This window comes from Pseudanabaena sp. FACHB-2040, assembly GCF_014696715.1.
Taxonomy (GTDB): Bacteria; Cyanobacteriota; Cyanobacteriia; order Phormidesmidales; family Phormidesmidaceae; genus JACVSF01.
Map to the genome: position 1 here is coordinate 145,121 of NZ_JACJQO010000022.1, position 14,653 is coordinate 159,773.

Consider the following 14,653-nt stretch of genomic DNA (forward strand, 5'->3'; position numbering starts at 1 on the left):
TCTGAGCCATTGAATTGAGATTACAGATGTTTCCAAAACCGATCCGTAGGCTCATTAAATCTACTGGAGTGTGGAAGGGAAATGCGCTCATTCTGAGTGAGCTAAGACATTTCCCTAAAATCTTGACTCTTGCGATTGTCTTCCCGCTGATTGCTGCCCTGTTCGAAGGATTTGGCATCGGGTTCTTGCTAGGTTTTTTGCAAAACTTAGTCAATTCCACTGGAGAACCTTTTCAGACAGGAATCGGTTGGTTTGATAACTATATTTTAGGGATTCAAGAGCCTGAATTGAATCAGCTCTACCGAATTTCAGCATTAATCTTAATATCTACCTGGGTACGAGCGGTCTTTAACTACCTCGCTGGTGTGTACGTCAGAAAGGCTGAGGTTAGTTTGACCAGTCGGCTCTACAAAAAAGCTTTTGAGCAGCTTCAAGCTGTTAGCCTCCGCTTTTTTAGCAAGGTTAGAGGCGGAGACTTGCTCAATACCATGACAACTGAAGTCAATCAGCTTCAGGTAGCTATTGGCCAGTTGGGGTTTGTGCTGTCTAAGGGATCTGTGGTTTTGGTGTATGCCTTTATCGCGCTCTGGATCTCTTGGCCGCTAACTCTAACAGCGATTTTGCTGTTTAGCCTAACTGCGACTGGCCTATCAACTCTCAATAAGAAGATTAGAGAAGCTAGCTTTCCAGTCTCGGCAGCCCGGGGGCAGTTAACAGCTACTACCAGTGAATTTATCAGCGGCATTCGAACCGTACAGGCTTTTGCCACTCAAGATTTTGAGCGCCGCCGCTTTTACAAAGCCTGTGACAACTATGTAAATGCGGCCATCGCCGTTGTCAAAAGAACCAATATCGTTCGACCTTTGGCCGAGGCGATTGGCTCCACTATTTTGATCGGCATGATTATTGTAGGGATGTCTATTTTTGTAGCGGATGGAACGCTACAGGTAGCCTCGCTTTTGACCTTCCTATTCATCCTGTTTCGCATGGTGCCTGCTATCCAGGAACTGAATGGGGTAGCTGCCAGCTTAAGCTCGATTCAGGGATCTATTAGTAATATCCAAGACCTGCTAAGAACCGACAACAAGCCTTACCTACAAAACGGCTACAAACCCTTCCCAGGGCTACAGCGCTCAATCGAGCTGGTTTCCGTGGATTTTAGCTATGACCCAGACGTACCCATTCTGCAAGACATTACGCTGACTATCGAAAAAGGCCAGACAGTAGCCTTAGTGGGTACTTCAGGGGCAGGAAAAAGTACGCTTGCGGATTTGATTGCTCGGTTCTATGACGTCACCCAAGGGGAAATCCTGCTGGACGGAACGAACTTGATGGAATTTGACATCAGTTCTGTGCGTAGGCGAATGGCGATTGTCAGCCAAGACACGTTCATCTTCAATGCCTCTGTGCGAGACAACATTGCCTATGGCTCTGAGGGCGCAACTGATGAAGAAGTCATCGACGCAACCAGATTAGCCAATGCAGAAGAATTTATCAGAGCTATGCCAGAAGGGTTTAGCACTGTGCTGGGTGATCGGGGCGTGCGTCTGTCTGGGGGGCAACGACAACGAATTGCCATTGCGCGTGCTCTTCTGCGTAACCCTGAGATTCTAATTTTGGATGAGGCGACCAGCGCTCTAGACTCTGTTTCTGAAAGGTTGATCCAGCAGTCTATTGAGAAATTGTCTGTAGGGCGAACTGTGATTGCGATCGCACACCGACTCTCTACCATTTCCAATGCCCATAAAGTGGTCGTTATGGAGCAGGGCCGTATAGTTGAACAGGGAAGCTACAAAGACCTGCTGGAGAAACGCGGCAAGCTTTGGAAGTTCCACAAAATGCAAAATGCGTAGAGTTTTAGACCACTAAGGCACATAGAAACTAGCACCCTTCAATTGTCTAGCTTGATTCTTCAAAGGAGTCATAATTGTGAAAATTTTAGTGGAAAATAGCGGCTACTACCTAAAAAACATGGGAGATTTAGCCATGCTGCAGGTAGGAGTAAGTCGGTTAGAGAAACTTTTCCCAGGTGCTTCAATCAACGTGTTTACACTTGATCCAAAGGAACTGAAGAAGAGTTTGCCGGGTACCAATCCAATTTCACCAAGAGGTCGCGACACGTGGGTTTGGCCGCTTGTCCACAAACTACACAACTCACAGCACTCTTCCCTAAGACAAAAATGGCAGGGCATAGAGAGATATCTAATTCAGCACCAGCCCCAACTGAGAAGTTTTGTCTTGAAGTTGAAACTTCAGCGGTTCCCAGATGAATCCATAGAAATGGAGCGGTTCTTAGGATTGCTCCGGGAAGCAGATTTGGTGGTTGCAACCGGAGGGGGATTTGTCACAGATACTTTCATGAAAATAACGTCCCCTAAGTTAGACACGCTCGCTTATGCTGCCAAACTTGGGAAAAAAACGGCATTTCTTGGTCAGGGGCTAGGTCCTTTAGAAAATCCTGCAAATTATAGGAAGGCTAAGGAAGCGTTGGCTATGGCAGACCTAATTTTCCTTAGAGAAAAAAGGGTAGGGCTGCCCTTACTTACAGAAATGGGCGTTGAATCAAACAAAATTGCTGTTACTGGTGACGATGCAATTGAACTGGCTTTCAATGCTCGGCAACCTAACGTGGGTAGCGCCATCGGCATCAATTTGAGAATGGCTAGCTACTCTAGCGTTAATCATGACTATGTTGATAACCTGCGGAGTGTTCTTCACAGGGTCGCTCTTGAAAAAAGCGCTGATCTCTTGCCTATACCGATCGAGCACGCTGCTAACAATCAATCAACTCATGCTGACAGCAATTCTATTAAGAGCCTCCTATGCGGATATGACAACTCCTCTGATGGAGGAGCATCTTTAAATACTCCACTCAAGGTCATTCAACAAGTTAGTAAGTGTCGATTCGTCATTACAGGAAGCTACCATGCAGGTGTTTTTGCTTTGTCACAAGGCATCCCTGTTCTTGGATTAGCAAAATCAAAATACTATATTGATAAATTTTCAGGTCTTGCCGAGCAGTTCCCAGGCGGTTGTGAAGTAATTCTCCTCAGCGATCAGGAATTTAAAGAAACCCTAGAGCTTAAGATGAATAACCTCTGGGAGAATGCCGAAAAGCTGAGGCCTCAGCTTTTAGCATCTGCCCAGGAGCAAATTGAGCTTGGGCACTTAGCCTATAAGCGAATTTATGACCTTTGTACTCCTACAGACCAGCGCCTGGCTATCGCTGTGTAGCTTTCTCCTTTCCATCAGGTTGTCATTCATTAGAACTGATGTCTGTTCCTACAGTTAGCGTCTTAATGCCCGTTTATAATGGCTCTGATTATCTGCAAGAGTCTATAGACAGCATATTAAATCAAACCTACTCTGATTTTGAGTTTGTTATCATTGACGATTGCTCCACGGATAACACGTGGGAAATATTAAATTTCAATGCTCAAAGAGACCATCGCATCAAACTGCTGCAAAACCCTGAAAATTTAGGTCTTATCAAGACTCTAAACAAGGGAATTAAGGCAGCTCAGGGAAAATACATAGCTCGACAAGACGCAGATGATATATCACTGCCAGAACGCTTAGAGCGAGAGGTTGAAGTTTTAGACAGGCAGCCTGATTGCATCCTGGTTTCCTCAAATATTCAGGTAATAAAAGGCAGTAATAAAAAGATCATCGAGATCATGCGAAAGGCATGCAAACCCGAACTTCTTCCCTGGTATCTCTTGTTCTACAACCGCATAGGCGGGCATAGCCAAGTCATGTATAGGCAAGATGTTGTAGTGGCTATGGGTGGTTACTCAGAAGTTCGTCCTCACGTCGAAGATTATGAGCTCTGGTGTCGCTTCTCTAGGACCGGAAAGATGATGGTTATTATACCTGAGATCTTTTTAACATACCGCAGACACGGTCAAAGCATTTCTGCAAAAAAGAGTAAGGAACAAGAGAGCAATAGATATAAGCAGGTCAAGGAGAATATTGATCATCTCACCGAGAAGGACATTTCCATAGAAGAAGCTAAGACTCTAATGGGGTTCTGGAAAGGAAATAGGGAAAGTATTTTTGAGGTCTGGCACCATAGATTCCCTTCTGCTTCTCAAGTTGAGTTTGTCCACGAATCCCTTACTGAGCTCAAAAAATGTTTCGTGGAAAAATACCAGGATTTATTTCCTACGGTAAATTTATCGGACGAATTAAATCATCTAATTGGGGAGCAGTTTTTGTTTTGGCTGCGGTCTCCATTAACCAAGGACCACAACATAGCCTCCAAAATTAAGATCACACCTTACGTATTGTTGTGGAATCCTAACATTCTTGTTGTAGTAGTCAACTGGCTGCTGTGGCTTTTGAGATTTCCTATTGATTCACTTATTTCCCTTTATCGAAAAGCGTTCGCTAAAGGTATCTCGCAAGACCTCTAAAAATAGATCGGTCAACGTCGCCCAAGAAATCTTTGTATCTGTAGAATCTGTTTTTTGATGTAGCGGTGTAAATATGCCTTCTCCCAAAGTTAGCGTAGTCATGACCGCTTTCAACAGCTCCGCCTACTTGTCTGAAGCGGTTGAAAGTATACTCAACCAAACTTTCTCTGATTTCGAGTTTATTGTCATTGATGATTGTTCAACAGACGATACTTGGGAAATCCTTTCAAGCTACGCCGCTCGCGATGAGAGGATAAGCCTGGTCAGGAATGAAGAGAATCTTGGCACTGCGAAATCATCCAATAAAGGCCTTTGCCTGGCAAAGGGAGAATATATTGCTCGATTTGACTCAGATGATATCGCTTTACCCAACCGTTTACAGGAGCAGGTGAAGTACATGGAGTCCAACCCATCAGTAGCATTAATTACAACACCTGTTGAATACATCAATATTAAGGGCGAAGGAATTGGGTATTACTTCCCTCCAGCAGAATCAATCTTGCTTTCCTGGAGGCATATTTTTTGTAGTCCCCTGCGTCATCCAACAGCATTTTGGCGACGGCAGCTAGTTGAGTCAGCTGTTGGTCAGTATAATCCTGAGTTTAGATACACACTGGATTATGATTTCTTTGTTCGTGTTTCTGAGGCCCTTAAAGTAGAAACGCTTCCTTCGATTCTTTTAAAGATGCGGCAAAACCCTAAATCAATCACGTTCTCTAAAGGGAATGTGCAAGATGAATTTGCTGCTAGAGTTACCTATCGACAAATAGATCGAATTTTGTGGAGATACCCTCTGGCTGAAGAAGAGAAATTTGAGTTAAGAGCCCTACTCCGGCGATACTCCCCCATTCAAAGAGAACAGTTTGCCGCACTCGCCAAAAGCCAGGTTGAGAGAGCGCTGCGAAATTATTTGAACCTATTCGAAAATTTTTATTCCAGCCAAGAAGATGCCATGAGCCCTAGAGACAGTGGTTTTCTTCACAAAGAGATTGAAGATAACATTCCAAAGTTACTAAGCCACTGTATCAAGCAAAAATGGGACAAATTAGGGTGGGAGTTTTTGGTGGAATATCTCAAGAAATATCCTTCTAGGTTTGCCGCTGTCACAAAAACGATAATCTTCTACTTCTCCTATTGCAAACTACAGGAGATTGGCTTTAAGGAGGGGCTTCAGAAGTTTCGCACGGTTTATGGCAAATACTTGAGCCGGAGGATGCTGGCTCAATCCAAAGAAACAATTTAGTAAAATAGCTTGACATAGTTTTGACAGCACTAAAGATTGTTTTAATACAAGATATTTTGGTCGATTTTTCAAAACATATTTTATTAGAAGTTCCAAAGATATGTGAATTGCTATGAAAATCGCCTTTCTAGTTGGCAACTTTCCATCTCTATCTGAAACTTTTGTTCTGAACCAAATTACAGGTTTGATAGATCTGGGTCATGAAATAGATATCTACGCTACAAGGCCCTTCAACCTTGAAGCGGTTCATAGGGACGTCGAAAAATACGATTTACTGAGTCGTACTTTCTACTATCCGGTTTTGCCTTCAAACTATTGGCTACGGATTATCAAAGGGATTGGCATCTTGTTAACTTGGGGAGTTCGATATCCCTTTATTTGGAAAACCCTCAATTTCTTCCAGTTTCAGCGATACGCTTCATCCTTCAGATTCTTGTATCAAACAGTTCCTTTTCTTAAGCAAAGGTTGCCCAAGTACGACTTTATTCTTTGCCATTTCGGCCATGTTGGCAAAAAGGGAAACTGCCTCAGAAAAATAGGGGCCGTTCAGGGCAAGTTGGGCACCGTTTTTCATGGCTGGGATCTGACTGAGTACATCCAGGAAGAAGGAAAGCAGGTCTATGATGAGCTTTTTTCTGAAGGCGATCTGTTTTTGCCTATTAGCAATCGTTGGAAAAATCTTCTCGTTGATTTAGGCTGCCCAAAGGACAAAACTTTTGTCCATCGCATGGGAATTGATTGCGAGCAGTTCAAATTTAAGCCACACCAGCCCAACTCCTCTGAAACTATTCACATTGCCACTGTTGCTCGTCTCACAGAAAAAAAGGGTATCGAATACGGTATCAGGGCAGCCGCCAAGATTAAGCAGGCTTACCCAAACTTTAGTTACACCATTGTGGGTGACGGTCCACTCAAAGCAGACTTAGAGAGCCTAATTCAACAGCTGCATGTTGAGAATGTCGTTAAGCTGTTGGGGTGGAAGCAGCGTGATGATGTAATCGCTATTTTGAACCGAGCAGTTTTTCTCTTAGCTCCCAGTGTTACAGCCCGTAATGGAGATCAGGAAGGTATTCCGGTTGCCATTATGGAGGCGATGGCAATGGGCTTGGTTGTAGTCAGTACTCAGCACAGCGGCATTCCGGAATTGGTGGTGGACAAGGTTTCCGGCTTTTTGGCTGCAGAGCGAGATGCCGATGCACTGGCAGAGTTAGTGATTTGCCTTATCCAGCAACCCGAACTTTGTAGAGAGATCAGCCAAAGAGGACGAACACAGGTCGAGGAAAATTATGACATCCAGCAATTAAACCTTCGGTTATCCAAACTCCTTGAGGAGGCTGTTGCATCTCCTCAGAAGAGGAATCCCACAATAGCTGTTGGGAATAGCTTAAGGGCTATCTGACTCCGTCAGCAGCCAAATCAGATGTCTAGCCTTTCCTTTACTCCAAAATTATGAACATTCTGTTAGCGCTTCATTACGATTTAGGCCCCAATGCAGGGGCTGCTGGCAGTACTTACAATTTGGGCCATTACTATCGGAAGTTGGGGCATCAGGTCTATTTCTACTCAACCAGTGATCAGCCTCGGAGAATGATCTCTGGTAAGCTAAGACGGGCAACTTTTTCAATATTTCTTGCCCGGCATATCTCTTCACTGTTGGCAAAAGTTCCCATTGATGTCATTGATGCCTCAACTGGGGATGCTTGGATTTGGGGCCAATTTCTACGTAAGCAAAACTCGCAACACCCTTTGCTTGTTACTCGTAGCCACGGCTTAGAGCATCTAGAACACATGGCTCGCTTAGATGAGGTCAAGAAAGGCAATCTTAAATTGAGCTGGAAATATCCGCTGTACTACGGTGGCTTTAAGCTTTGGGAAGAGGCTGCCTCTTTTCGCTGTGCTGATTTGGCTTTTGCACTTAACCAGGAAGAAGCCAACTACATCACTAACGGGTTTGGACTCGATCGTGCCCAGGTTTATGTTTTTCCTAACGGCATTCCTGAATCATTTCTCAATCGACCCTTCTCCCCGCTACCAACGGAAGAATCAGTGCCGATTCGAATTGCTCAAATCGGCACCTACATTGCCAGGAAAGGGATTCAATATGCTAAGCCTGCTATTAACCACATACTCAAACGCCATCCCAATGTTGAGTTTACCTTTCTCGGCACTCAATGCCCGGAATGTCCGACGGCAGAGCAGGTCTATCAAGACTTTGAGCCTGATCTGCATGAGCGCATTCGGGTAATCCCTCGGTATGACCACGACCAACTCCCTGAACTGCTCGAAGGACACCATATCAAGCTCTTTCCGACAATTTCTGAGGGTTTTGGCAAAGCTCTGATTGAAGCCATGGCCTGTGGGTTAGCGCCGGTAACTAGTGCCGCATCAGGTCCCCTAGAGATCGTAAAGGATGGTCACGACGGCCTTGTTGTCCCCATTGCAGATAGCCAGGCGATCGAGCAGGCGCTAGAGAAGCTGATTTGCGATCGCACTTTCCTAGAGCAGCTCCGTAAAAATGCTTACCTCAGTGCTCAAGAATATAGCTGGGAAAAAATCGCCCGCAGAAGAACTGAAGCCTACGAGAAAGCGCTAGCGACAACTACTGCCGGCTCGTAGCCCAGTTTTAAACAACTCTAACTAACTTGAAATAGTATGTCTGCTCCATTGGTTTCCATTCTAATTAGTAACTATAACTATGGCTGTTATATTGCTGCCGCTATAGATAGTGCCTTGGCCCAAACTTACCAAAATACTGATTTAAGAATTTACGACAGCAATCAGGGTAGCCGTAGACAGGATAAGCCACTCGTTAAAGCAGTCAGAAGTACAACTATGGCTTATCCAGTGGTTAACTAAGATACTAAGCCATTCAGCTGTTTCTGTTGGTGTAAGCCCCTTTCTTCAATCTGAGGTAAATCATGAGCAAACCACACCTCCATCTTAGTTTTTTCTTGCCTCCTCTAATTGGCGCAGGCGGAGAGCGAGTTGTTTTAAGCCTAGCCAAGGTTTTTGTTGATTGGGGCTTTAAGGTCGATCTTGTAGTTCCAGAGACATCTGGGCGTCACGCAAAATTCATGAAAACCGTTCCTGAAAAGGTGCGGGTAATTGATTTGGCAACTCCAAAGACCAAAACCGTATATCTCAAAAAGCTTTTTAAGCTCAAGCAGTACCTAGAGGCTGAGAAGCCAGATGTGATGCTAGCAAATGTAGACTATGTGGGAGTTGCCAACTTCGCTAGACAGATTTCTAAATCTCAAACCAAGATTATCCAAGTCGTACACTCCAACTTGTCTCGTGAGTTTGGCACTATCCCCGGCATTGGGCAGAAAGTAAAGCCCCTGTTTGTCAAATGGTTTTATCCTTCCTCCGATGCAACGGTGGCGGTTTCTAGGGGAGTTGCTGAGGATTTAGCTGAAATGTCGGGTATTGCCCTAGACGATATTCAGGTGATCTATAACCCTGTCGTTACCGCAGAACTACCGGTTCAAGCTCTTGAACCCATTGACCACCCCTGGTTCCAGTCTAACGAGGTGCCGATTGTTCTGGGGGCAGGGCGTTTGATGTATCAAAAAGATTTTGCCACCTTAATTCGGGCTTTTGCCAAAGTACGTCAAGATCGGCCTTGCCGACTGGTCATTATTGGAGGAGAAGATGAATTAAGGCCCGAATTGGAGGGGCTGATCCGCGAATTGGGTTTAGAAGCTGACGCCCAGTTGCCAGGATTTGCAGCCAACCCTTATGCCTACATGGCAAAAGCTTCTGTCTTTGTCTTGTCCTCCCGGTATGAAGGATTTGGCAATGTTTTGGTTGAAGCGATGGCAACCGGTACCCCCGTGGTGTCAACCGATTGCAAAGATGGCCCAGCAGAAATCTTAAAAGACGGCGAGTTTGGCAGGTTAGTTCCTGTTGCTGACCCTGATGCCTTAGCGACAGCAATCTTGCACACGCTAAATCATCCGCTGAGTGCTGACATTCTCAAGAACCGGGCTCAAGAGTTTTCTGCTGAGAGAATTGCTGGCATCTATTTAAGCGCTATCGAAAAGACCTTGGCATAAGCCCAAAGCTTGCATTTATCTACTTCCAATTTATCAGGGCGAAACCCAAATTAGATGATAGGGTAAATCTTGAACAGCGCAAGAAATCTAAGAGCCAGCCCATGAGTCAGACTCTCTCTTCGCCTGCTGCTAAACTTCCTAAATCTTTACCCACTCTTGGGGAAAAACAGGGCAAAGCACTCCTCTTTGCCTGGGTTATTTTTCTGACGCTAGGTCTTTTGGTAAAAGCAGGCAGTGTACTTGCGCCTATTTTTATGGCGGGCTCAGTAGCAGTTGGCTTATTTCTCTATTTTAGAGCGCCTGTTCTATACGTAAGCTTCACCTGGTGGATGATTTTTCTAGGGTCCTTAATCCGAAAAATCATTGATTATCACAGCGGTTTCGTTACCTTTGGCAGATGGGGCTTGCCTGCACTGTTGGTTGCCTCCATTTCCATAATTACTCTCTGTAGAGAATTGCCTAGGGTTCATAGGCAGGGTGGTCTCCCTTTTATATTGTCTCTGTTAGGGCTGGCCTATGCCTTCTTAATTGGCATCACCTATGGACGATTGGATCTCAGATATATTTTGACGCTTTTGGAGTGGCTAGCGCCGTTGGCTTTTGGATTTCATCTCTTTATGCAGTGGCGCGCCTATCCAGAATACCGGCGGAGTATCTCTAACACCTTCGTTTGGGGTACTGCAGTAATGGGAGCCTATGGGCTCTACCAATACTGGATGGTTCCTGCTTGGGATGCATTTTATCTTAGATACCTAGAGGTATCTTCTTTTGGCCAAGCTACTCGGTTCGGGTTGCGGGTCTGGGGTACATCTACCTCTCCCCAAGAATTTGCAGCCATTCTTTTAGCCGGGGGAATTGTAGTTTTTAGCGGCAAGGGTTTAAGTCAAATAGTATCGGCGGGAGCGGGATATCTTGGGTTTCTCTTGACAATGGCTAGAGCTGGTTGGCTCGGCTGGTGTGTTTCCTTCCTAATGTTCTTGCCCTCTATCAGCCTACGCCTTCAAATTCGTCTGCTCATTAGTATCATAGCCATCTCTCTAGTTGTCACACCATTTGCCAGTTCGGGCCCCCTTGGAGATGCAGTTAACCAGCGGATAGAATCGTTTAGCAATGGCCAAGACGATACCAGTCTGGAAGCCCGAAGAGAAGGGTACAACGACCTTATGGATGAGGCGCTTTCGCAGGTGGTGGGCCAAGGGTTTGGTGCTGGCATTCAAAGCGACAGTATTGGCGGCAGTGATACTGCAATTTTGCCGCTGCTGTTTTCCTTTGGCTGGATTGGCAGCCTACCTTTTTTGAGCGGCATTGTCTTAATGCTCCTCAAGATCTTTCAAGCCAATCAACTTCGGTTTGATGCTTTTGGGAGTGCTTCAAGGGCGATCGCACTTGGCATATTTTCTCAGATTGCCTTTAACCAAATTTTCTCAAACGTATTTGCCTTCACACTATGGGGCTTCTTAGGTATCAGCATGGCAGCGGCTAACTATTATCAGTTTAGAGGCTCAAACAGTTTGCTCAGATAGCAAGCTGACATAGAGAAAACTTTGCTGTAGCCAATTGCCGTTCAATAATTACTATTCAGTATGAGTGAATTCTATGCAAACTCCTGTCTCTCTTGCCAAGGTAAGCATTGTCGGTAACCATTGGTTTCCTAGTGTGCCTGGTGGGCTTGATCGATATATTTATGAGCTTGCTTATGCCTTGATTGATCTTGGGTGTGAAGTTGATCTTGCAGGCATTGGGCTGCCTACGCAATCTCCAGTTCCTGGCCTGAAGCTGACAAATTTAGCTTCGCCCGATCAATCCCTGCCAAAACGGCTTTGGTCTGCTGGCCAGACCTACCGGAAAGAGAGAGACGCCACTGTTGATGTCGTAAATCTCCATTTTGCGCTCAACAGTTTTCCTCTACTGCCCTATCTACCTGCTGAGGTACCTGTCGTTGCAACGTTTCACGGCCCCTGGTTTCAGGAGAGCCAGCAGGAGGGAGATCGGCAACTAGTTGTTTTTCTAAAGAAGCAGCTTGAGCGCCTGGTTTACCGCAAGTGCGATCGCTTTATTGTCTTGAGCAAAGCCTTTGGCGAAATCCTGCACCAGGAGTTTGGCATTGCCTGGGACCAGATTAATGTGATCCCAGGGGGCGTAGACACCCGCCGATTCTGCATTAGCCTGAGTCGGCAGCAGGCTCGTGAGCAGTTGGGCTGGCCGCAGGACCGCTTTATTCTGTTTACGCCCCGGCGACTGGTACAGCGCATGGGACTGGGGCAACTGCTTGATGCGATCGCACCCCTAGCCACCCAAGGCCAAGACATCTGGCTGGCAATCGCCGGTAAAGGCCCCCTCAAAGACCGGTTAGAGGAGCAAGTGAGGGAACTGAATCTGCAGAATCAGGTCAAGTTTCTTGGTTTCCTGCCCGATGATGACCTGCCCATTGCCTACCAGGCCGCTGATCTAACAGTCATGCCCAGCCAGTCTCTAGAGGGGTTTGGCCTGGTGCTGCTGGAGTCTTTAGCCTGCGGCACCCCTGTTCTCTGTACCCCTATTGGTGGAATGCCCGAGGTGATCCAGGCGTTTTCGCCGGAGCTGATTACGACAAATGCTACTGCAGTAGGACTGCAAAATTCCCTTGATAAAATTCTGACGGGCGCAATTGCCCTGCCTAGCCGAGAGGCCTGTCGCACCTATGCTGAGACGAACTTCAACTGGACCCAGATTGTGCAACGGGTGCAAAGCGTTTTAGTTGGGAGTAACAGTAGCACTTTCTAAATCTGCTGAGGGATAAGTTTAGGATCCCTCGTTGCCCACCTTAGTGAGGGATTATCAGAAGAGCTTTACCGAGGGGACTGGGGGATCTTACAAACGCAACTATTGTTTAACATCTATAAGGTTTTATGCTTAGCTTTGCTGCCGTTGTTTGTACCTACAATCGCTATGCTCTCCTAGAGCAAAGCCTGAGCCACTGGAGCCAGGCTAGTCGACTGCCCGATCAGTTCATTGTGGTCGATGCCACTGAAAATGCTGCCAGCTACCGCGATCGCCTGGTCGAAAAGTTTCCTCAGCTGTTTTCCCAGCCCGAGAGTCAGTACATTGTGACTGACCGGCCCGGCCTCACCCGCCAGCGCAACGTTGGCCTAGATGCGGTCAAAACCGATATTGTCTGTTTTGCTGACGACGATACATTCATCACGCCCAGCTACATTGACAAAATCTTGGAGGTTTTTGAAAAAGACACAGCCGGTTCCATTGGCGGTGTCAATGGGGTGGCTGAAGGTCAGTTTGACAACTGGCCCCAGAGAACCTACCGAGAGTTTCGCAACTATGTGCGCCACCACTATGGGGGGCAGCTGCAGCGCATTCACCTGCCTCAGCACTACACTCACCTGTTTGACCCCATCCCCACGCCGCTGAAGGCTCTGCCGCTGATCCATATCGATCGGCTGTGGGGAGCCAATATGAACTACCGCACTGAGGCTCTCAAAGGGCTGCGGTTTGATGAGAATTTTCAGCGCTACGGCCTGTTTGAGGATGTGGATCTGTCAATCCAGGTCGGCCAACGTTATAAGCTGGTGTGCCGCCTAGACGCGGAGCTAAGCCACGACTTTAAGCTGGGAGAAAGCACCCGGCCCAACGACGCCAAATATTTTCTCTTCTCGTGGCTCAACTCGGCCTACATCATTGAAAAGCTGCTGCCCTACGACGAGAGCAGACAGGCCCACCGCAACCTCTTCAACTTAACTCGTTTCCTTGCCAAGGCTGCTCCCAAGCGACTCTCCGCAGGCCGGCTTAAAACGTTGGGAAACGACCCGCTTATTAGCTCAGCAGAGCAGCTGATCAAATCGCTTCAGGCTTGCAATAGCAAGGAGCAACTTGAGGAGACCTTTGTTCACCTCCAGAGAGAGGTTAGCCAAGTTGACAGGCTCCAGGAACTTGTTAATTCCCCTTAGTTAATTCTCCTTGAAAGAACACACGGCGATTTCTAGTTTAATGAGGTGAAAGGAGCCACAGAATGGAATATCCACTCGCTTCGATTTTGATCTGCAACTATAACTATGGCGGGTTTATTCAGCGAGCCATCGACAGCGCTCTTGGGCAGACTTACCCAAACTTTGAAGTCATTGTTGTAGACGATGGCTCAACCGATAATTCCCGGCAAGTGATTGCAGGCTACGGGGATAAAGTAGTCGCCGTGTTTAAGGAAAACGGGGGCCAGGCATCCGCTTTTAACGAAGGATTTGAGCGCAGCAAAGGCGATATTGTCTTCCTGCTAGACTCTGATGACTGGTTTTTGCCCAACAAGGTGGAGCGGGTAATCGAAACCTTTAAAAGCAATCCGGAGATTGGATGGTGCTTTAACTCGCAGGTTGAAGTGGATGTCTTAACCGATCAGGTGATTAAGCGAACTGCAGCGCCTGAGACCGGGGAACCCGTTGACCTGCGGGCAGCGATTATTCAATTAGGTCGAAAGCCCTATTTTGCGCCTGCAACCTCTTGCACCAGCTTTAAGCGCACTGTTCTGAGCTCAATTCTGCCGATGCCAACTGGACAATCTGTGGTGCTGAGCGATAACTACATTAAGTTTGCTGCCGTCTCATTAGCCAAGGGGTACTTCTTAAATGAGGACTTAACCTGCATGGGAATACACGGCAGCAATATCTATACCCGTAGCAATACCAAAGACCTAATTCACGCTAAAGTCGATATCTTGACGGCTTTTTGGCTACGGCAGAACTTTCCAAATATTAAAAACTTTACCAACCGGCTGTTTAGAACGGGGCTGGCCTACTATTGGCGCTGTGGCAAGCAGGATGAAGACTGCCGATCTATCGTGAAGCAGTATCTATCTCTAACCCAGATCCCGGAGAGAATTGAAATTTTGGCAGTTGCGCTTCTACATTACAGCAACGCGATGGGTGTGCTGCGACGCTTAAAGGCTTCGTGACTAC

Annotated in this window: 11 protein-coding genes; all 11 read left to right on the top strand. The window is 46.5% G+C overall.

All coding sequences use genetic code 11. From position 1 onward, the window contains the following. Nucleotides 1–26 precede the first annotated feature (26 nt). The 11 genes from hepA (at nucleotide 27) to H6G13_RS23695 (ending at nucleotide 14,649) form a co-directional block, all read left to right on the top strand. Nucleotides 27–1,853: a heterocyst formation ABC transporter subunit HepA gene (gene hepA / locus H6G13_RS23645; RefSeq protein ID WP_190487524.1), complete on the top strand. Its 1,827-nt coding sequence runs from the start codon at nucleotides 27–29 to the stop codon at nucleotides 1,851–1,853. 76 nt (nucleotides 1,854–1,929) lie between these two features. Further along, nucleotides 1,930–3,234 carry a polysaccharide pyruvyl transferase family protein gene (locus H6G13_RS23650; protein ID WP_199306610.1) on the top strand — a complete coding sequence of 435 codons (1,305 nt, stop codon included), beginning with the start codon at nucleotides 1,930–1,932 and terminating at the stop codon, nucleotides 3,232–3,234. 38 nt (nucleotides 3,235–3,272) lie between these two features. Next, nucleotides 3,273–4,415: a glycosyltransferase gene (locus H6G13_RS23655; protein WP_190487527.1), complete on the top strand. Its 1,143-nt coding sequence runs from the start codon at nucleotides 3,273–3,275 to the stop codon at nucleotides 4,413–4,415. A gap of 73 nt (nucleotides 4,416–4,488) precedes the next feature. Further along, on the top strand, nucleotides 4,489–5,658 hold the full coding sequence (locus H6G13_RS23660; protein WP_190487529.1) for a glycosyltransferase: 1,170 nt from the start codon (nucleotides 4,489–4,491) through the stop codon (nucleotides 5,656–5,658). 112 nt (nucleotides 5,659–5,770) lie between these two features. After that, nucleotides 5,771–7,057: a glycosyltransferase gene (locus H6G13_RS23665; RefSeq protein WP_190487531.1), complete on the top strand. Its 1,287-nt coding sequence runs from the start codon at nucleotides 5,771–5,773 to the stop codon at nucleotides 7,055–7,057. 50 nt (nucleotides 7,058–7,107) lie between these two features. Then, entirely contained in the window at nucleotides 7,108–8,274 is a 1,167-nt protein-coding gene (locus tag H6G13_RS23670; protein ID WP_190487533.1) for a glycosyltransferase family 4 protein, read from the top strand. 302 nt (nucleotides 8,275–8,576) lie between these two features. Next, a complete protein-coding gene (locus H6G13_RS23675) occupies nucleotides 8,577–9,713 on the top strand; it encodes a glycosyltransferase (protein ID WP_190487535.1) in 1,137 nt (378 codons plus the stop codon). A gap of 218 nt (nucleotides 9,714–9,931) precedes the next feature. Continuing rightward, on the top strand, nucleotides 9,932–11,236 hold the full coding sequence (locus H6G13_RS23680) for an O-antigen ligase domain-containing protein (RefSeq protein WP_190487537.1): 1,305 nt from the start codon (nucleotides 9,932–9,934) through the stop codon (nucleotides 11,234–11,236). A gap of 73 nt (nucleotides 11,237–11,309) precedes the next feature. Continuing rightward, a complete protein-coding gene (locus H6G13_RS23685; RefSeq protein ID WP_190487539.1) occupies nucleotides 11,310–12,476 on the top strand; it encodes a glycosyltransferase family 4 protein in 1,167 nt (388 codons plus the stop codon). Nucleotides 12,477–12,601: 125 nt separating this feature from the next. Continuing rightward, nucleotides 12,602–13,654 carry a glycosyltransferase gene (locus tag H6G13_RS23690; RefSeq protein WP_190487541.1) on the top strand — a complete coding sequence of 351 codons (1,053 nt, stop codon included), beginning with the start codon at nucleotides 12,602–12,604 and terminating at the stop codon, nucleotides 13,652–13,654. A 62-nt stretch (nucleotides 13,655–13,716) separates the two neighbouring features. Continuing rightward, nucleotides 13,717–14,649 carry a glycosyltransferase family A protein gene (locus H6G13_RS23695; RefSeq protein WP_190487542.1) on the top strand — a complete coding sequence of 311 codons (933 nt, stop codon included), beginning with the start codon at nucleotides 13,717–13,719 and terminating at the stop codon, nucleotides 14,647–14,649. Nucleotides 14,650–14,653: the final 4 nt, after the last annotated feature.

What these genes read in the sequence shown, in the direction of transcription:
- H6G13_RS23675 (WP_190487535.1), top strand. Translation starts at nt 8,577, where the DNA reads ATGAGCAAACCACACCTCCATCTTAGTTTTTTCTTGCCTCCTCTAATT.
- H6G13_RS23665 (WP_190487531.1), top strand. Translation starts at nt 5,771, where the DNA reads ATGAAAATCGCCTTTCTAGTTGGCAACTTTCCATCTCTATCTGAAACT.
- H6G13_RS23670 (WP_190487533.1), top strand. Translation starts at nt 7,108, where the DNA reads ATGAACATTCTGTTAGCGCTTCATTACGATTTAGGCCCCAATGCAGGG.
- H6G13_RS23685 (WP_190487539.1), top strand. Translation starts at nt 11,310, where the DNA reads ATGCAAACTCCTGTCTCTCTTGCCAAGGTAAGCATTGTCGGTAACCAT.
- H6G13_RS23660 (WP_190487529.1), top strand. Translation starts at nt 4,489, where the DNA reads ATGCCTTCTCCCAAAGTTAGCGTAGTCATGACCGCTTTCAACAGCTCC.
- H6G13_RS23655 (WP_190487527.1), top strand. Translation starts at nt 3,273, where the DNA reads ATGTCTGTTCCTACAGTTAGCGTCTTAATGCCCGTTTATAATGGCTCT.
- hepA (WP_190487524.1), top strand. Translation starts at nt 27, where the DNA reads ATGTTTCCAAAACCGATCCGTAGGCTCATTAAATCTACTGGAGTGTGG.
- H6G13_RS23690 (WP_190487541.1), top strand. Translation starts at nt 12,602, where the DNA reads ATGCTTAGCTTTGCTGCCGTTGTTTGTACCTACAATCGCTATGCTCTC.
- H6G13_RS23695 (WP_190487542.1), top strand. Translation starts at nt 13,717, where the DNA reads ATGGAATATCCACTCGCTTCGATTTTGATCTGCAACTATAACTATGGC.